This is a genomic window from Pseudomonas kairouanensis, assembly GCF_004682055.1.
Classification (GTDB): Bacteria; Pseudomonadota; Gammaproteobacteria; order Pseudomonadales; family Pseudomonadaceae; genus Aquipseudomonas; species Aquipseudomonas kairouanensis.
On record NZ_QUZU01000019.1, the window covers coordinates 18,035 to 35,742 of the forward strand.

The 17,708-nt window shown below is 53.1% G+C and carries 16 protein-coding genes; 7 read left to right on the top strand and 9 right to left on the bottom strand.

Annotation, left to right across the window (positions count from 1 at the left end; genetic code table 11):
- Positions 1-161 precede the first annotated feature (161 nt).
- The 8 genes from DYL59_RS16210 to DYL59_RS16245 all read right to left on the bottom strand — a co-directional run bounded on the left by DYL59_RS16210 (position 162) and on the right by DYL59_RS16245 (position 10,320).
- Entirely contained in the window at positions 162-3,305 is a 3,144-nt protein-coding gene (locus tag DYL59_RS16210; RefSeq protein WP_034139895.1) for an efflux RND transporter permease subunit, read from the bottom strand.
- Entirely contained in the window at positions 3,302-4,786 is a 1,485-nt protein-coding gene (locus DYL59_RS16215) for an efflux RND transporter periplasmic adaptor subunit (protein ID WP_020302972.1), read from the bottom strand. The genes DYL59_RS16210 and DYL59_RS16215 overlap by 4 nt, the downstream gene beginning before the upstream one ends.
- On the bottom strand, positions 4,783-6,039 hold the full coding sequence (locus DYL59_RS16220; protein ID WP_020302971.1) for a TolC family protein: 1,257 nt from the start codon (positions 6,037-6,039) through the stop codon (positions 4,783-4,785). The genes DYL59_RS16215 and DYL59_RS16220 overlap by 4 nt, the downstream gene beginning before the upstream one ends.
- A 99-nt stretch (positions 6,040-6,138) precedes the next feature.
- Positions 6,139-6,480: a hypothetical protein gene (locus tag DYL59_RS31690; protein WP_080761501.1), complete on the bottom strand. Its 342-nt coding sequence runs from the start codon at positions 6,478-6,480 to the stop codon at positions 6,139-6,141.
- A 74-nt stretch (positions 6,481-6,554) separates the two neighbouring features.
- Complete coding sequence (gene copD / locus DYL59_RS16230) at positions 6,555-7,493, bottom strand: copper homeostasis membrane protein CopD (protein ID WP_016963494.1); 939 nt, start codon at positions 7,491-7,493, stop codon at positions 6,555-6,557.
- 3 nt (positions 7,494-7,496) lie between these two features.
- The gene (gene copC, locus DYL59_RS16235) at positions 7,497-7,880 is read right to left on the bottom strand and encodes a copper homeostasis periplasmic binding protein CopC (protein WP_008437424.1); all 384 of its coding nucleotides are present in this window, start codon (positions 7,878-7,880) and stop codon (positions 7,497-7,499) included.
- 359 nt (positions 7,881-8,239) lie between these two features.
- Positions 8,240-9,628: a copper resistance membrane spanning protein CopS gene (gene copS, locus DYL59_RS16240; RefSeq protein WP_032905000.1), complete on the bottom strand. Its 1,389-nt coding sequence runs from the start codon at positions 9,626-9,628 to the stop codon at positions 8,240-8,242.
- Complete coding sequence (locus DYL59_RS16245; protein WP_008437429.1) at positions 9,625-10,320, bottom strand: heavy metal response regulator transcription factor; 696 nt, start codon at positions 10,318-10,320, stop codon at positions 9,625-9,627. Before DYL59_RS16245 ends, copS begins: the two co-directional genes overlap by 4 nt.
- 204 nt (positions 10,321-10,524) lie before the next feature.
- On the opposite strand from DYL59_RS16245, the gene DYL59_RS16250 reads away from it, so the two are divergent.
- The 5 genes from DYL59_RS16250 (at position 10,525) to DYL59_RS16270 (ending at position 14,593) form a co-directional block, all read left to right on the top strand.
- Positions 10,525-10,878 (top strand): co-regulatory protein PtrA N-terminal domain-containing protein, encoded by a 354-nt coding sequence (locus tag DYL59_RS16250; RefSeq protein ID WP_016963496.1) that lies wholly within the window; start codon positions 10,525-10,527, stop codon positions 10,876-10,878.
- A gap of 166 nt (positions 10,879-11,044) precedes the next feature.
- Positions 11,045-11,581 (top strand): cupredoxin domain-containing protein, encoded by a 537-nt coding sequence (locus DYL59_RS16255; protein WP_016963497.1) that lies wholly within the window; start codon positions 11,045-11,047, stop codon positions 11,579-11,581.
- Positions 11,582-11,675: 94 nt separating this feature from the next.
- On the top strand, positions 11,676-11,921 hold the full coding sequence (locus DYL59_RS16260; RefSeq protein ID WP_085057430.1) for a DUF2933 domain-containing protein: 246 nt from the start codon (positions 11,676-11,678) through the stop codon (positions 11,919-11,921).
- 2 nt (positions 11,922-11,923) lie between these two features.
- A complete protein-coding gene (locus DYL59_RS16265; protein WP_080761503.1) occupies positions 11,924-14,281 on the top strand; it encodes a heavy metal translocating P-type ATPase in 2,358 nt (785 codons plus the stop codon).
- Between the two features lie 111 nt (positions 14,282-14,392).
- On the top strand, positions 14,393-14,593 hold the full coding sequence (locus DYL59_RS16270; RefSeq protein ID WP_034116564.1) for a heavy-metal-associated domain-containing protein: 201 nt from the start codon (positions 14,393-14,395) through the stop codon (positions 14,591-14,593).
- Between the two features lie 30 nt (positions 14,594-14,623).
- Here DYL59_RS16270 and flgB read toward each other — a convergent pair whose 3' ends face one another.
- Entirely contained in the window at positions 14,624-15,037 is a 414-nt protein-coding gene (gene flgB, locus DYL59_RS16275) for a flagellar basal body rod protein FlgB (protein WP_082461819.1), read from the bottom strand.
- A 386-nt stretch (positions 15,038-15,423) separates the two neighbouring features.
- Between flgB and DYL59_RS16280 the strand changes: the two genes are divergently transcribed.
- A complete protein-coding gene (locus tag DYL59_RS16280) occupies positions 15,424-15,630 on the top strand; it encodes a co-regulatory protein PtrA N-terminal domain-containing protein (RefSeq protein WP_010565102.1) in 207 nt (68 codons plus the stop codon).
- Positions 15,631-15,808: 178 nt separating this feature from the next.
- On the top strand, positions 15,809-17,704 hold the full coding sequence (locus DYL59_RS16285; protein WP_095039782.1) for a copper resistance system multicopper oxidase: 1,896 nt from the start codon (positions 15,809-15,811) through the stop codon (positions 17,702-17,704).
- The last annotated feature ends 4 nt before the right edge of the window (positions 17,705-17,708 follow it).

The following is a 17,708-nucleotide window of genomic DNA, read 5'->3' on the forward strand; positions in this document are numbered from 1 at the left end:
TAACGGCACTGACCACAGCGTATGTATCGAAATTAGCGAGTTTATGCAAAAGACATAAACTTGCTAATTTCGATACATACCGCGCGTAGGACCGATGAAAACGGGCTGTGCAGCTCAAACGAGGCTGCAAGCGCAGCCCCTTTTGTATGCATTTTTACGCGTCAGTGCTTGCCAGACTCAACGGACAAGTGTCGACGACGCATGAGGTGATAGGCCGCCGGGATCACAAACAGCGATAGCAAGGGCGCCGTAACCATACCTCCAATCATCGGGGCGGCAATGCGGCTCATCACCTCGCTGCCGGTACCGCTTCCCAAAAGTATTGGTAACAAACCAGCGATAACCACCGCAACGGTCATGGCCTTGGGTCGAACGCGCTGCACAGCGCCTTCACGAATCGCGGCCATCAACCCGCGTTCTGTGTTGTCACCGAGGTCTTGACGCTCGGCCCAGGCATTTTTCAGGTAGAGCAGCATGATCACGCCAAATTCGGCAGAAACACCGGCCAAGGCGATGAAGCCGACCCCGGTGGCGACCGACAGGTTGAACCCCAACAGATAGAGGAACCATGCCCCGCCAGTCAGGGCGAATGGCAGAGTGGCCATGATCAGCAGGGCCTCATCGAAGCGGGCAAAAGTCAGGTAGAGCAGCACGAAGATGATCAACAGCGTGGCAGGCACCACCAATTTGAGTCGTGCGTTGGCCCTTTCGAGAAACTCGAACTGCCCTGAGTAACTCAGGCTCATGCCGGGCTGCAACTTGACCTGTTCACTGACGACCCGACGCAGGTCGGCGACTACCGAGGCAATGTCCCGGCCACGCACGTCGATGTATACCCAACCGGAGGGCCGTGCATTCTCGCTCTTGAGCATCGGTGGGCCGTCGCTGACCTTGACCTTCGCCACAGTGCCGAGGGTGATCTGGCTCCCTAGCGGGGTGTAGATCGGCAACTGCTCCAGGGCGCCGAGCGAGTCACGCCACTCCCGAGGGTAACGCACGTTGATCGGGAAACGTGCGAGCCCTTCAATGGTCTCCCCGACGTTCTCACCGCCGATAGCACCGGCCACGATGGATTGCACATCGGCGATATTCAGTCCGTAGCGGGCGGCGGCTTTGCGGTCGATATCCACATCGATATAGCGACCACCGGTCAGTCGCTCGGCCAGAGCCGAACTGACACCGGGTACGCCCTTAGCCACTCGCTCGACCGCCTGAGTCGCGGCATCGATCTCCGTCAGGTTGGTGCCGGCAACTTTCACCCCAATAGGACTCTTGATCCCCGTAGCCAGCATGTCGATTCGGTTGCGAATCGGTGGTATCCAGATATTGGTCAGCCCAGGAACTCGCACCACTCGATCCAGCTCTTCCACTAGCTTTTCTTGGGTCATGCCTGGGCGCCACTGTTCGTGTGGTTTGAATTGGATGGTGGTCTCGAACATTTCCAAAGGTGCGGGGTCAGTCGCGGTTTCAGCGCGGCCGGCTTTTCCGAAAACGTGTTCGACCTCTGGAACTGTCTTTATCAGACGGTCAGTCTGTTGAAGCAGTTGCGCGGCCTTCTGCGCCGATAATCCAGGCAGAGCTGATGGCATATAGAGCAGGTCGCCTTCGTCCAGCGGGGGAAGAAACTCACCACCCAGACGAGAGATCGGCCACAACGCGCTGACAAAGACTAGCAACGCAACCAGCAGTGTTATTTTAGGTCGACGTAATACGGCGTCCAGAGCGGGCTCGTAGATCCGGATCAACCAGCGATTTAACGGATTCTGTTGCTCATTGGGAATTCGTCCACGGATCCAATACCCCATCAACACCGGTACGAGAGTTACCGACAGTCCAGCCGCTGCGGCCATAGCGTAGGTTTTGGTAAACGCTAACGGGCCGAATAGACGTCCTTCCTGGGCCTCCAGCGTGAACACCGGAATGAACGACAGGGTGATGATCAGCAGACAGAAGAACAATGCAGGTCCTACCTCGGCAGCCGCTTCAGTCATCACGTGCCAATGACGTTCACCTTTCAGTTCCTCCCCAGGATTGGCCACGTGCCAAGCCTCGACCTTCTTGTGGGCATTTTCAATCATCACCACGGCAGCGTCGACCATAGCGCCGATGGCGATGGCAATCCCGCCAAGGGACATGATGTTGGCGTTGATACCCTGATAGCGCATCACGATGAAGGCGATCAGCACCCCAACCGGCAGGGAAATGATTGCCACCAGAGATGAACGCAGGTGCCAGAGAAAGATTCCGCAAACCAACGCGACGATGATGAACTCTTCGATCAGCTTGTGGCTGAGGTTTTCCACGGCACGATCAATCAACTTGCTGCGGTCGTAGGTGGTGACGATTTCAACCCCCGCCGGCAGACTGCTTTTCAGCTCGTCGAGTTTGGTCTTGACCGCCGCAATGGTTTCACGAGCATTCTTCCCGCTGCGCAGAATCACCACGCCGCCGACGGTCTCACCTTCACCGTCGAGTTCGGTAATGCCTCGACGCATCTCAGGCCCTAACTGAATCGTGGCAACATCGCCCAACGTGACCGGCACACTGCCCGTGCCCAGTTTGAGCGGGATAGCGCGAAAGTCATTGAGCGTCTTTAGGTAGCCGGAAGCTCGTACGATGAACTCTGTCTCCGCCATTTCCAGCACGGCTCCACCGGTTTCCTGATTGGCTTTGCCGATCGCCTCGGTCACCTCAGACTGCGTGATACCCAAGTTCGCCAACTTTAGCGGATCGAGCTGGACCTGATACTGTTTGACCATGCCACCTACGGTGGCCACTTCCGCAACGTTCGGCAGCGTCTTGAGCTCGAATTTGAGAAACCAGTCCTGTAGGGCTCGCAGTTGCGCCAGATCGTGCCCACCGCTGCGATCAACCAACGCGTACTGGAAAATCCAGCCAACGCCAGTGGCATCAGGTCCTAAGGCTGGCTTAGCACTGGCTGGTAGGCGGCTTTGTATCTGGCTCAGGTATTCCAACACCCGCGAGCGGGCCCAGTACAAGTCAGTTCCGTCTTCGAACAGCACATAAACGAAGCTTTCGCCAAAGAAGGAGTAACCGCGCATAGTCTTGGCCCCAGGTACTGAGAGCATGGTGGTTGCCAGTGGATAGGTCACCTGGTTTTCGACGATCTGTGGGGCTTGGCCTGGGTAAGGTGTACGGATAATTACCTGAACATCCGACAGGTCTGGCAATGCATCGATGGGCGTACTTTGAACCGCCCAGATCCCCCATGCCGTGACGAACAGCGTCGCCAGCAACACAAGAAAGCGGTTGGCCACCGACCAGCGAATAAGGGCCGCAATCATGGCTGGCCCCCAGAGCGTTCCAGACGTTCAACACGCAGACCATCATCCGTCTGGCTAACAGCGATCCGAACCTTGTCGCCCGTTTTTAGGCCTTTCATCAGAGCTGGCGTGGCGAGAGGGAAAGTCATCGTCATGCCTGGCATACCCAATGTCTTGAAGGGACCGTGGGCGAGCGTGACTTCTTTGTCGTTGATCTCAACGATCTGACCATCGGCCTCATGCAAAGCGCCAACGGGCATAGTAGATGGCGAAACGTCCAATGAGCTTGCGACAACGCCCTTGAGACTGGCCTCCGAGTCGAGCAGGAACTGGCCAGAGGTCACCACTTTCTGCCCCTCTTCCAAGCCTTTCAATATCGCCGTCTTGCCATCGTTATCCTGGCCTAGCTGCACCTCCACCGGGCGATATCGACCAGCGTCTTCAGAGAGCATGACCAACGCACGTCGACCGGTACGAATGACGGCCTCGCTCGGCACCCACAGAACACTTTGCTCCGTTGAACGATTGAGGCTTACCTGTGCGGTCAAACCTGGTCTGAGTCGGCCATCTGGATTGGGTAACTCAACTCGAACGCGAAGTGTGCGACTGTCCGAACTGGTTTCCGGAAGAATCGCACTGACGACGCCCTTGAGCACAACTCCAGGGAATGCGGATAAACGCGCTTCAGCTGCTTGCCCTACTACGATTGACCCAGCTTCCGCCTCTGGTACAGCCACGGCCAGCCAGACACTGCTCAAACCATTAACACGAGCCAACGTCTCGCCTGCGGCCACCGTCATACCTTCACGCACACTCAGCTCTTGAAGCACACCACCAATAGGGCTGGTCAGCGTCAGGTTCGATTGAACTTTGCCAGTGCGCTCAACTTGAGCAATTAACGTAGGTGGCATTCCGGTTAGCCGCAATCGCTGCCGGGCCGCTGTCAGCAAGCCAGCATCGCCACTACGCTTGAGGGCGAGAAATTCCTCCTGAGCAGCTGCCCACTCCGGCACCAAGATGTCTGCCAAGGCGGCATTCGCTTTCAGTACATCACCAGGTGCATGGGCATACACACGCTCGACAAAACCCGCCGTACGGGCCTGAATGACTGCAACGTCCCGTTCGTTGAAGGCCAGCACACCTACCACGTTCAGTGTCGAGGCAAATACGCCTCGACTGACACTAGCCAGTCGCACACCAAGGTTCTGAGTCAGGCTTGGATCAATTCGAATGGCAGCGCTGTCCCCCTTGGTATCTGCGTATTGAGGGATCATCTGCATGTCCATGAAGGGTGACTTACCCGGTTTATCGAATTTCTGTTGTGGGTACATGGGGTCATACCAATACAGAACTTTTCGATCGGCAGAGGCTTTGGGTTCATGATCCGGTACGACACCAGCTACTCCGCTCATTCGCGGTTGGGCTAACCAGTAACCCCCGGCAACACCCAAGGCAATCGAGATGCCGATGATTAAAGTCCCTTTCCATAATTTAAAAATCATTGAGCGGACTCCCCGTAAGAGAAATACAGGCGAGCGCTGGTCAGGGCACGTTGCTCTTCAACGTCAACCTGCTTGAGACGGGCTTCGATAAGTTCGCGTCGGGCGGCAACAACCGAGTTCAAGTCACCCTTGCCGGAGCGGTAGCTGGCCATCGTGAGTTCGACCTTTTCTTTAGCCAACGGCAACAAGCTTTCCTGATTACGGTTGACTGCACGATTGAGGCGCTCGTAGTCAGCCAACTCATCCTCCAATAGCTGGGTATGCTCGCGTGACAGGGCTTCGCGCTCAGCCTCAAGCTGGTTTAGTTCGGCGTGCTTGGCCGCAATCTTGGGGTTTTGCCGAGAGTTAGGGAACAGCGGGAGATCCCATGAAAACTGCACGCTGACCATGTCACCGAATTGTTGGCCTCGATGCTGATAATCGAATTCCCAGCTCCAGTCAGATTGCTTTTCCGCCTCAGCTTCACGGATCTTGGCTTGTGCTTCACGGGTCATCGGCACAAAAGCCGCTAATTCGGGGTGATGTTGCAGCTTATGGGAGTAACCTGAGGTCTCAATAGGCCAATCAGGCAAGTTGCCTACCGGTTTGTCATCGGCGGCAGGGCCAATCCAGCGCTTGAGGGCGGCCCGGGCCTGTGCACGTTGGCGAACTAAATCATCCTGCTGCTCAGCCAGTTGAGCAGCTTCCTGTTTAGGTGTGACCGCATCGGCGGGTTGGGCTCGGCCACCCGCAACCTGAGCTCTGACGGTATCGGTCAGAAGACGGTTTTCTTTGTAGAAGTCCTGGAACAACGCATCTTTACGCTCAACCGAGTAGCTTCTGATCCAGGCTAATGCCGTGGACTGTCGGACGTTCAGACGCGCCACTCGACGCTCGGCGGACGCTCGATCAACAGCCGCATCCGCGACCTCAATACGTGCTTTGCGCTTGTCGCTGTTGGGCATCTCCTGCCTAATCCCGACCACTTGCATGGTCATGAAATCTTGGTCGATGCTCCATCTGTCGGGACCACCAATGGGGTAGTTCTGCACGCCCAGCAGTAGCTTGGGATCGGGTAGTTCGCCGGCGGGAATGGCCGCGCTAGTGGCTGCTTGAATTTTGGCGTCTTGTGCGGTCAACGATGGTGCATTGTTTTCGGCCAGCCGCAGCGCTTCATCGAATGTCAATGCGCTAGCGAAGCTCGGCAATGCCAGTACGCTTGCCGCCAGGCCGGCCAGGAAGGACCAACCTGTGCAACAGCACTTGGAGTTCATGTTCACGATTCCTGTGATGATCCACCGCGCGCTTCATAAGACATGCGCGCAGATATGCCATCCCGCTAACGCGGAATGAGGCTCAGTGTGGTACAGGAATCAAGTACGTGGGGGTCGCCATACCCCTGAAGAGGTTTGTACGAGCGGGAGATGGCTGGAGAATGATAGAGCGAGAGGACTGGACAGGGTGATAGGAGGCTTGATGATCGATACTTGCAGCATGCCGCCAGTTTTGCATTCCTGACCCGGCTTACAAGGTTTGCCATGCTCGGTGGGACTTTTCATGTCGTGGCAGCAGTCTTGCCCCATACCATCCATCATCGCCATGCCCATGGTTTTCATCGGGCATGGTTCAGTCGATGCCTGAACACCCGCCATCCCGCTGAGGGGAAGCGCCAAGCTAATCAGGAAAATTAGGCAAAACCGCAGGTAGCGTTTCATGAGCTGGAGTGTAGACGGTGCAAATGGCCCTTACAATTCACCCTTGAGACTCCTTTGTCGGCTGTCACCAACCGCTATGCCGCGCTCATTTCCATGACCGGGCTTAAAGTACCTAACCATGCGACTAGACAAACAATGATGACTGCCATCGAAAATTCGAGCTTCATGCTACGGCGCAAGGCATTGACCGCGACAGCATAGTCTCCATTTCGAACAGAACGTTCCAAGAGCGGGCTTAGGTGAAACCGGTTTAGCGTCGCTAATACGATCATCCCGGCAAATAACAGGACCTTTAAAAATAGCAACTCGCCATAAGTGCTGAGCATCACCTCATCGAGGTTTGGCCCAACGATAAATAGGTAGTTCGCCACTCCCGTAATGCTGATGATCACTACAATCACCGCGCCGGCCGATTCAAACCCTGTCAGTACCCGAGCAAGAATTCGTGCTTCCTGATCACCTTTTAGGGATTTTAAACGCAGAAGCAGGGCAAATGCCGCTAGCGCACCCAACCAACCGCCTGCGGCCAAAAGATGGAAGATATCGCTAGTAAAATGCCAGTAGCGACGGCTACCCTCGTCCATTGCTCCGTGCCCTGTCCATGCCAAGGTTGCTAGCGCAATCGCGCCACACACGGTGACAATCCACAGACTGAGTGTCGGAAAGCGCTTGTTTAGGGAAACGCCAATAATGGCCGTCACCAACGCCCCTATTCGGACCATCCAGGTCAAACCGACGTCAGTCCCCATGAGAACCATTTGAAAAATATGGTGATGTAGCTCCATGAAACCCGACACGCCACTCATTGCTTTCGCAAGCAACAACATCGCGGCAAGGGACAGAGCTACGCCTACAGCAGAAGTACTGTAAAGAAGCGACTCAAAATTCAAAACTGTTCCCGATATTCTTTCTTTTCCCCTGAGGCTATAAAGACCAAAAATTGCCAGTCCAAATAACAGCATCAGGTCGAAATAAAGAGCAAAGCGAACAACGATATTTATTGAGTCGCTCATGAATCATTTCACTTTAAAAGAAAAGTTGCCGGTAATCGGGTGAGTGTCCGAGGAAACGGCACGCCATTCGACTTTGTAAGTACCCGTGGTCAATGGCGATGCGGGTGTAATAACCATCGTTTTCGGATCACCGCCACCTGCAACGTTAGCTTTTACGCCCATAGGTGAATTCGGCATACCAGGCATATCGGTCATGATCAGTTTTGCACCAGAGAACTGAGTCGTTAGATTCTCAGAAAAGTGCAGTTCAATTTTAGACGGAGCCGCCGCATCCGATCCTTCAGCGGGAGTAGAAGAAACCAGCTTTGGATGCGCCTGAGCAACTGCACTCAGAAGCAAACCCGCAGTCAGCGCAACAGCTACGGTGGTAGTTTTAAGGAATGACATGCAAGACTCCTGACAGCAAAAGCTGTTGGTTCTAGGTTTTTAGGGAATATCTAGTTTTTTACTTTTTGACGCTCGTTAAAACCACTGACGAATACCTAGCAAATTCCGTGTCCTAGGGCCGGCTGGACAGGGAGGAATCACAAGATTTCCAACGTCACAGTGCGAGTACACGATGCCACATGAACGCAAACTGTTCGATTACATTTCAGTCAGCTTGGGGCGGGTTTTTGGCACTGATCTGCCCGGATACGGCGCCAAATACGCGACTCTCTTTGGAACGCTCCAAGAGTTTTTTTTCATCCAAAAACGATCCTATTGAGCTAACCACATGTTGCCTGCATACATATGAACAAGGTGTCTTAGGCCTTTCTTGCATCAGCACATGGGAGTTCAATATGAAAGGCTGTTTTTCCGTTTAACGACGTACACCATATTTTTCCGTCATGCGCTTCAATAATTGATCGAGTAATCGATAAACCTAGCCCTGCATTACTTGGACTTCCTTCTCTGCGAGCTGGGTCCACGCGATAAAATCGATCAAACAGCTTTTCAAGATGCTCGGGCGCAATGGGCTCTCCCGGGTTCTCCACAGACACTGATATTGAAGTTCCTTTCTGCCGTATATCGACAGTAATACACTTTCCTTCGGGGGTGTACCGGAGCGCATTTGAGAGCAGATTAGAGATGGCCCTGTCGAGCATAAGTACGTCACCTCGGACGCTACCCCTGCCTGTAACCTTGAGGTCGATCCCTCGCTCATCAGCCAGCAAACGGTAGTACTCGAGTAATTTCTCTACTACTGCTACCAGGTCTATCGGTTTGTTTTCATGTGTAATTAGACCGTTATCTGATTTCGCTAGAAAAAGCATTTCATCAATCATACGCCCCATACGTTTCAAGTCATCAAGATTTGAGTACAGATTGTCCTCGTAGTCCTCAATATTTCTTTTTCTAGATAAAACCACTTCAGTGTGAGTCATCAAATTGCTAACGGGTGTCCGTAATTCGTGAGCAATGTCCGCAGAGAAGTTCGATAAACGAACAAACGCATCGTCCAGTCTAGATAACATTGCGTTGAACGAGAGCACCATCTGCTGGAGCTCTTGGGGAACGGGACCTAATGGAATACGCTCTTTGAGCGATTTAGCTGACATTGAAGCTGCTACCTGAGTGACGAGGCGAATAGGTCGCAGTCCACTACGCGCTACCATCCAGCCCAGTGCAGCACTGACCAGCGCGCTTATCACCAGCCCTATCCAAAACCATCGTTCAAGTGTCTCGAAGAAGGCCATATGTTGAGTGACATCAAAGATCAACATCACTGTCAATGGTTTATCCTGCCCCGTCACAATGGCTTGCGCCGTCACGCCTCGAAATATCTGCTCCTGGTCTCGCCACTCCCAGACATTGCTGTTTGTGATTGTTCGGAAGTCTTCAGGAACCACGATTGGACCTGGGTCAGCAAACAGGAGCTTACCGTCACCATCGATGATAAGGGCTGTCAAATCACGATGAGCACCAAGCAGTGCCTCCAGCTCAGGCTTAACATCACTGAACTGATCAATGCTGTTCAACCCAGTCAAAATTCTTTGCGTCGAGTGAAGCTTTTCGTTCAGCGCCTGCTGATCCAGCATCTTGAAATGATGCCGGCTGAGGTTGTTAAAACTGAGTCCAGCGACGGTGAGCACAGCCGTTACAGCTAGCATGAACATCAGGCTCATGCGCGTAGTCAGGGACATTCGCTTCATTCCGACCCCGTCCCCGAATCCGGCGCATCCAGCATGTACCCCATGCCTCGAGAGGTGTGGATAAGCTTGACCTCAAAATCATCATCAATCTTTGCTCTGAGCCTCCTGACAGCAACCTCGATGACGTTAGTATCGCTGTCAAAGTTCATGTCCCAGACCTGGGAAGCAATAAGCGACTTGGGCAGAACCTCACCTCGACGACGGAGCAGCAATTCGAGCAACGCAAACTCTTTGGCCGTTAGATCTATACGTTTGCCTGCGCGGATAACCCTGCGCTTGAGGAGGTCCACCTCCAGATCAGCCAATTTCATATGGGTTTGGGAGGGTGCAGTGGTGCCTCTACGCAGCAGCGTTCTGACGCGAGCCAGCAGTTCAGAAAATGCGAAGGGTTTGATCAGGTAATCGTCTGCGCCCAGCTCAAGTCCTTTTACTCGATCCTCAACGCGGTCTCGCGCCGTGAGGAAAAGCACTGGTACATTTTTTCCGGATGCTCTCACTTTTTGAAGTACTTCCCAGCCATCCAGCCCAGGCATCATCACATCGAGAATCAGCAGGTCATACGCCTCGCTCAATGCGTGCTGAAGCGCGTCTTTGCCATTGGTAAAGCGATCAACATTGAACCCCGCCTCAGTGAGTCCTTGCTGCAAATAAATACCTATTTTGGGTTCGTCTTCCGCAACCAGAAGTCTCATGAGGATGGCTCTCGAATAATTGTGAGGCTGAGTCTGCAATGAAATGCCTCTGCCAACCAGCAGCTGACAGAAAAGTAATATTGGCTTCAGGTAGATGTCAGCGAGTGCTGTCTAGGGTTCGAGCATGAGTACTTCCTGGTGCTCGACCGACTCTTCAGCATGAAACCTAGAGGAGCCGGAGAACAAATCAAAAGGAGCTGCCTCATGAACCGTTTAAAAGCCCTATTCTTTGTTAGTTCGATACTCATCTCTGCGTCTGCGTTGGCTGAAGGTGGTGCAGATCGGATTCTGGAGCGCATGGAAAGTCTGCGCGACAAAGCCGAAGCGACCTTGGTACAAGCTGAAAAAGCTCCTGAAGGGCAACGCCATGTGCACATGGCCGAGCATATGAAAATACTGGGCGAGATCATGGACCAGCTTCATCTAGATCATCCAAAAGCATCAATGTCACCTCAGGAACATCTCGCCTGGATGGAAAAACACGACGCCATGGTTGATGACGTTTTGAACCAAATGCAGCGCGAGCACAAACTGATGCTTTCTGAGAACCATCAGTAACCGAATAACTCCCACGGGGCTCTTTGAACCGCCCTGCTAGACACGGCGTCATCTGGGCGCCGTGTTTTCTCAGGAAAACTGACAGAAATGTAGTGTTCAAGTCAGTTAACGGGCAGCTCTATCCCTTTAGCATAGCTAGTGTTTTCCACTTGCTCTCGAGGTCACCATGAAAACTAAGCTCATTACCCCAGTTATTGCGGCAATCACCCTACTCCTCGGCGCTACGGCGATGGCCAGCGTAGGTCATGGGAAAGAGGATATCGGTCAGCCTGGAGTCGCCTCAGAGGTCACTCGCACGGTTGATGTGGAGATGGGCGATATTTTCTTCAAAACTAAAAGCGTCGACGTAAAGCCCGGTGAAACAGTTCGCTTTGTACTTCACAACAAAGGGGCGTTGCTCCACGAGTTCAATATCGGCCAAGCCGCTGCTCACGCGGCGCACCAAAAAGAAATGGCGAGCATGTTCCAGAATGGAACGCTTACACCCACCGGAACTGGAAAAATGTCGGGCAACATGGGCCATAGCATGGGAGGCATGAAGATGGTTGGAATGGAACACAACGACCCGAATAGCGTGCTGATCGAGCCAGGGGCAACCAAGGAGTTGATCTGGACCTTCAACAACACAACTGGACTCCAATTTGCCTGCAACGTGCCAGGTCATTACCAGTCGGGGATGGTCGGTCAATTTGACTTGAAGTAAGCCTGAACCGCCCGCAAAAACCGCGTCGACGCAAGAGTTCGCTATGCTCTGAGGCAGAGATCAGAGCAACACGCTCACACACTGGGTCTAGATCATGGATAACCATCAGCATCCGGCTGGAAGCACCTCCCCACCATTTTGGAGGCGCAAAACAGGCGTTGTACTGATCATGCTCGTTGCGATCGGTGCCTTTTACGGGGTGCGGGAACATTTCACCCACGTTTATCCGTATTTGCCCTATCTCATCCTGTTGATCTGTCCATTGATGCATTTTTTTGGGCATGGACATGGCGGACATGCCCATGGCGATCAGGCAGGAACCAACGAGGAAGAGAAATAGCTATGCCCACTACACCGAGCCACCACGATCACGGTCCCGCCCACGCTGCCTCGCCCCATGACGGTGATCTACGTGACCCGGTGTGCGGTATGGCGGTTACACCTCCAAGTAAATTTGGCGAGTCTTACCAAGGACAGACGTATCAATTTTGTAGCCAGAAATGCCAAGAGAAATTTCGGGCAGATCCAGAACGCTACATTGGTAATCATCCCAGCGCTGAACCCAGCAGCGCCGCTATAGAGCCCGCGCTACAGGTAGCCACTGAGTTTACCTGTCCTATGCACCCGGAAATAAGACAGCCAGGGCCCGGCAATTGCCCTAAATGTGGCATGACATTAGAGCCGGTCATGCCCGCGCTTGATGACGATGACAAAACCGAGCTCCTGGATTTCACCCGCCGCTTTTGGTGGTCGCTGCCTTTAACCGTAATGGTGGCCCTTCTAGCCATGGCGGGTCACTCATTACAACTCTTCCATGGTTCGATTCAAAACTGGATCGAGTTCGCTCTTGCCACTCCGGTCACCTTATGGGCAGGTTGGCCCTTTTTTGTAAGAGGCATAGCATCTGTTAGAAATCGCAGTCCAAACATGTGGACTCTGATTGGTTTAGGTACTGCCGCAGCCTATCTTTACAGCGTCGCGGCAACCCTATTTCCCCAAAGTTTTCCCACCACCTTCATGCAAGATGGACGCATCGGCGTATACTTCGAAGCCGCTGCGGTCATCATCTCGCTCACCTTGCTTGGGCAAATTCTTGAGCTCAAAGCACGTTCACAAACCTCTGCCGCCATTAAGTCCCTTCTAGGCCTGTCTCCCAAAACTGCACGCAAGATCAATGATGATGGTCAGGAGGAAGACATTCCTCTTACCCATGTTCACTTGGGAGACCATTTGCGGGTCAGACCTGGTGAAAAAGTGCCAGTAGATGGCTCTGTACTCGAGGGAGAAAGTGCGGTGGATGAATCCATGCTCACTGGTGAACCTGTGCCGGTCATGAAAAGAGCGGGGGATAGTCTGATCGGTGCCACGCTTAATACTCATGGAAGCTTGGTGATGGAGGCGCGAAAGGTCGGCGCTGACACTATGCTGTCGCAGATAGTACAAATGGTCGCACTAGCCCAACGCTCCAAAGCGCCCATGCAACGAATGGCCGACTCGATCGCCGGCTACTTTGTGATGGCGGTTATCGCGATTGCGTTGCTGACCCTCTTAGGCTGGGGACTGTTCGGCCCTGAACCCAGCTGGGTCTTCGGCCTGATCAACGCTGTCGCCGTACTTATCATCGCTTGCCCCTGTGCACTGGGTCTGGCAACGCCCATGTCGATCATGGTTTCGACGGGTAAAGCCGCCAGTATGGGTGTGCTGTTCAGGGATGCCAGTGCCATCGAAAATCTCTGCAAGATCGACACACTGATTGTCGATAAAACGGGGACCCTGACAGAGGGACGGCCGGTATTTCACAGTGTGGAGGCCACACCAGATTTCAACCCACACGATGTGCTTCAACTGGCCGCTAGCCTTGATCAAGGCAGCGAACATCCTTTGGCTCATGCCATCGTCGATCACGCCCGAACTGAAAATGTTGCGCTCACCAAGCCTGAATCGTTTGAGTCCGGATCAGGGATTGGAGTCAGTGGCCTCGTTGGTGGCAAGAAAGTACAGCTGGGCAACACTGCACTTATGGAAGCTGCCGGCGTGAGCACTAAGGTCTTACAAGACCGTGCAGAGTTGTTGCGCCTTGAAGGCATCAGCATCATCTATCTAGCAGTTGACGGGGTCTTGGCGGGGTTACTGGCGGTCTCAGACCCGATAAAACCAACCTCTAAAGAAGCAGTCACCAAGCTTAAGGCTGATAACGTAAAAATCATCATGGCCACCGGAGACGGGATCACCACCGCACGTGCTGTCGCCAGGGAGATGGGTATTGAAGAGGTTCATGGTGAAGTGAAACCTCAGGACAAGGAGCGTCTGGTAGCCGACCTCCAGCAATACGGTCGAAAGGTTGCCATGGCCGGCGACGGTATCAACGACGCACCGGCCTTGGCGCGAGCTGATGTGGGCATTGCCATGGGGACAGGGACTGACGTCGCGATGAATAGCGCGCAGCTCACGCTGGTAAAAGGCGACCTGATGGGGATTTTACGGGCACGGGCACTTTCGGTTGCAACGGTAAAAAACATGCGGCAAAACTTAGGTTTCGCCTTCCTTTACAACTCAATGGGTATTCCCCTCGCCGCAGGCCTGCTCTATCCACTGACGGGACACCTTCTGTCGCCAATGATCGCTGCGTTAGCCATGAGCGTCAGTTCTGCATCTGTAGTTTTCAATGCTTTGAGATTGAGGAATACCCGAATAGATTGAGAGTAACCGATGCTCGCAGCCCGCAAGATATAACTCTTGACCTTACCGTGGTGTCAACGTTGATGCTGTTGTTGCGGTGAAAAGAGACCGCCCAGCACAAGAGGAATAACCATGTTCGTCTTAAACGTATCAGGCATTGGTTGCGGTAGCTGCGTCAGCAAAATCACCAAAGCGATCCAGTCACTGGACAGCGAGGCTACGGTTTCCGTAGATCGCGCTGCCGGTAAAGTGAGCGTCGAAAGTAGCGAAAACCCAGAGCAGGTCCGTAAAACTGTCGAAGCACTCGGGTTCCCTTCCCAAATCAGCGCCTGAGGCGCTGATTCCCTCGCTGGGTAAAGTTTATTATTCACCTCGCAGAGCTTTAAGTAGCCCCTTAAATGCTCCATTTAATCTAGTAAAGGCGGTTTCGAAATGAATTTCATTTTCCGTATACTTTGCGACCTCGACCTGTCGATCCACAGTATTTTGATCAATGGAAGGTTGGTTCGGCGTACTGTAAAGCAAAGCACCGCTGTGAATATCACTTGCTAATTCGTTTACGGCAATATGTTTCGGGTTTGTTGTTTTTAAAGAGAACGGAGTAGCCAAACCTCCCGTTGTTTGGCTAGCCAGTACAGCAGAAAAGTCCAAGTCTCTGGCCTTAAAGTTAGGAGTGTCGGCATTAGCAATGTTATTGCTAAGTACCTCAGCTCGTTGGCTGCGAAAAAGTAATGCTCTTTCTGCGGAGCCAAGCGCTTTTTCAAAATTAATACTCACCGGTGGCCACCTTTAGTTACGCCGCCATTTAATTCCCACCTATCGAACACTCAAGTTCTTAACGTAGTGCGTCCGAGCCGATGTATGATTTCAGCGAAAACTCAAAAAACGCCACGCCATCGTGCAGTGACCGGAAACTTACAACACCGCACAGGTAAATTTTAGATGGTGGATGGAGGTTATGTGTCGTTGGATAGCTTAGACCTTACGGACTAATCACTCTGTATCTCAAGAGAAATATCGCAACCTGACACAACTGTAATATTGGCCTAAGCTTCCTGACAGGGGATGAGTCTTATAGTCCTATTGAGCCTCAAGCTCACCCCCAAAGAGTCAACGACTGATGTGGATTCAGGGGTTACCAATAATCATCCGAGGCCCCCCAAATGAACCCTATCAAAACCTTGTTCGTCATCGCGGCTCTGACCGTCTCTTCTTTGGCTATGGCTGAAGGCGGTGGTGACCGGACTTTCGCACGCATGGAAGTGGCCAGGAATAATTCGATGGAATCGTACCGAGTAGCTCAAACGCAAAATGCCCAACCTCCCGTCGCTGAAAGCAAAGCCAAGGCGATGGATCACAAGAATTGCTAAATAGCTGGGCCCTCCAAGCTGACAGAAATGTAATCACTGCGGTGGTTTAAATGTGGCAATTTCTGAACTCGCTTGCCGTAAGAGTTTGTCTTTTGTGACGGCGGGCAAAGCTGATCCGGGCAACTCATGATCGGTTGTTTCGCACGGCTTCCCTTTTGACTGATTGGAAATAAACGGCATGCATTCCAAAACCTCTAGACGGACATTCGTAAAAGGCTTGGCCGCTGGTGGCATTCTCGGCGGCTTTGGCCTTTGGCGCACTCCTGTATGGGCGGTGACAAGTCCAGGTCTGCCGAGCGTACTCACTGGCAATGAATTTGATCTGTTTATTGGTGAAACCCCTGTAAACATTACCGGCTCACCGCGAACAGCCATGACCATCAATGGATCATTGCCAGGGCCTTTGCTGCGTTGGCGCGAAGGAGAGACAGTCACCCTGCGTGTAAAAAACCGCTTGGACCAAGACACCTCAATCCATTGGCACGGGATCATTCTGCCGGCCAATATGGACGGTGTACCTGGCTTGAGTTTCCATGGCATCGCACCCGACGGCATGTACGAGTACAAGTTCAAGGTTCATCAGAATGGTACGTACTGGTACCACAGCCACTCGGGCTTACAGGAGCAGGCAGGGGTTTACGGGCCAATCGTTATCGACTCGAAAGAGCCTGAACCTTTTCAATACAACCGCGACTATGTGGTGATGTTGACTGACTGGACCGATGAAGATCCTAGTCGCGTCATGGCCAAGCTTAAGAAACAGTCGGGCTACTACAACCACCATAAACGCACCGTTGGTGATTTTATCGACGATGTCAGTAAGCAAGGTTGGTCAGCAACAGTAGCTGACAGGAAGATGTGGGCTGAAATGAACATGAGCCCAACCGACCTTGGAGACGTCAGCGCAGATACTTACACCTATCTCATGAATGGCCAGGCGCCAAACGGTAACTGGACCGGTATTTTCAAGCCGGGTGAGAAGCTACGACTACGCTTTATCAACGGCTCGGCGATGAGCTATTTCGACGTCCGCATTCCTGGTTTGAAAATGACCGTTGTGGCCGCCGACGGCCAACACGTCAACCCAGTGAGCGTTGACGAATTCCGCATCGCCGTAGCTGAAACGTATGACGTGATCGTAGAGCCTGCCAGTGAAGAGGCTTACACCATCTTCGCCCAGTCTATGGATCGGACGGGTTATGCACGCGGAACCCTCGCTCTTCGTGAAGGGCTAGTTGCTCAGGTACCTGCTATAGATCCACGTCCAATCGTCACTATGGATGACATGGGGATGGGCGGTATGGCTGGTATGGACCATGGCAACATGGCTGGTATGGGCGGCGCAGAGAAGACACCAGGTGACATGTCCGGCATGGCTGGCATGGACCACAGCAAGATGACCGGTATGGACCAAAGTGACATGACCGGGATGACCGGCATGGACAGCGGTGACATGACTAACATGGCGGGCATGGATCACAGCAAGATGGCTGGGATGGGCAATGGTGATATGTCAGGGATGGCTGGCATGGGTGGTATGGGTGGAGAAATGCAGACACACCCTGCCTCTGAAACCAACAACCCCCTGGTTGATATGCAAGCCATGAATCCAACGCCAAAGCTAAGTGATCCGGGCATAGGCTTGCGGAACAATGGTCGTCGAGTGCTCACTTACTCCGACTTGAAAAGCACTTTCCAAGACCCTGACGGCCGCGAGCCAAATCGTACCATTGAGCTTCATCTGACCGGTCACATGGAGAAGTTTTCATGGTCGTTCAACGGCATCAAATTCTCTGACGCCGAACCGCTGCGCCTGAAGTATGGCGAGCGTCTGCGCATCACCTTGGTGAACGACACCATGATGACCCACCCCATCCACCTTCACGGCATGTGGAGTGACCTCGAGGATGAGAACGGCAAGTTCATGGTGCGCAAGCATACGATCGATATGCCACCAGGTACCAAACGCAGCTATCGAGTCACCGCTGATGCCTTAGGCCGTTGGGCATATCACTGTCACCTGCTTTTCCATATGGAAATGGGCATGTTCCGTGAAGTACGGGTAGATGAGTAAAGGA

Coding starts and splice junctions, on each gene's coding strand:
- DYL59_RS16285 (WP_095039782.1), top strand. CDS start 15,809: ATGCATTCCAAAACCTCTAGACGGACATTCGTAAAAGGCTTGGCCGCT.
- DYL59_RS31690 (WP_080761501.1), bottom strand. CDS start 6,480: ATGAAACGCTACCTGCGGTTTTGCCTAATTTTCCTGATTAGCTTGGCG.
- DYL59_RS16265 (WP_080761503.1), top strand. CDS start 11,924: ATGCCCACTACACCGAGCCACCACGATCACGGTCCCGCCCACGCTGCC.
- DYL59_RS16245 (WP_008437429.1), bottom strand. CDS start 10,320: ATGAGACTTCTGGTTGCGGAAGACGAACCCAAAATAGGTATTTATTTG.
- DYL59_RS16255 (WP_016963497.1), top strand. CDS start 11,045: ATGAAAACTAAGCTCATTACCCCAGTTATTGCGGCAATCACCCTACTC.
- DYL59_RS16210 (WP_034139895.1), bottom strand. CDS start 3,305: ATGATTGCGGCCCTTATTCGCTGGTCGGTGGCCAACCGCTTTCTTGTG.
- copC (WP_008437424.1), bottom strand. CDS start 7,880: ATGTCATTCCTTAAAACTACCACCGTAGCTGTTGCGCTGACTGCGGGT.
- DYL59_RS16220 (WP_020302971.1), bottom strand. CDS start 6,039: ATGAACTCCAAGTGCTGTTGCACAGGTTGGTCCTTCCTGGCCGGCCTG.
- copS (WP_032905000.1), bottom strand. CDS start 9,628: ATGAAGCGAATGTCCCTGACTACGCGCATGAGCCTGATGTTCATGCTA.
- DYL59_RS16250 (WP_016963496.1), top strand. CDS start 10,525: ATGAACCGTTTAAAAGCCCTATTCTTTGTTAGTTCGATACTCATCTCT.
- DYL59_RS16280 (WP_010565102.1), top strand. CDS start 15,424: ATGAACCCTATCAAAACCTTGTTCGTCATCGCGGCTCTGACCGTCTCT.
- copD (WP_016963494.1), bottom strand. CDS start 7,493: ATGAGCGACTCAATAAATATCGTTGTTCGCTTTGCTCTTTATTTCGAC.
- DYL59_RS16215 (WP_020302972.1), bottom strand. CDS start 4,786: ATGATTTTTAAATTATGGAAAGGGACTTTAATCATCGGCATCTCGATT.
- DYL59_RS16260 (WP_085057430.1), top strand. CDS start 11,676: ATGGATAACCATCAGCATCCGGCTGGAAGCACCTCCCCACCATTTTGG.
- DYL59_RS16270 (WP_034116564.1), top strand. CDS start 14,393: ATGTTCGTCTTAAACGTATCAGGCATTGGTTGCGGTAGCTGCGTCAGC.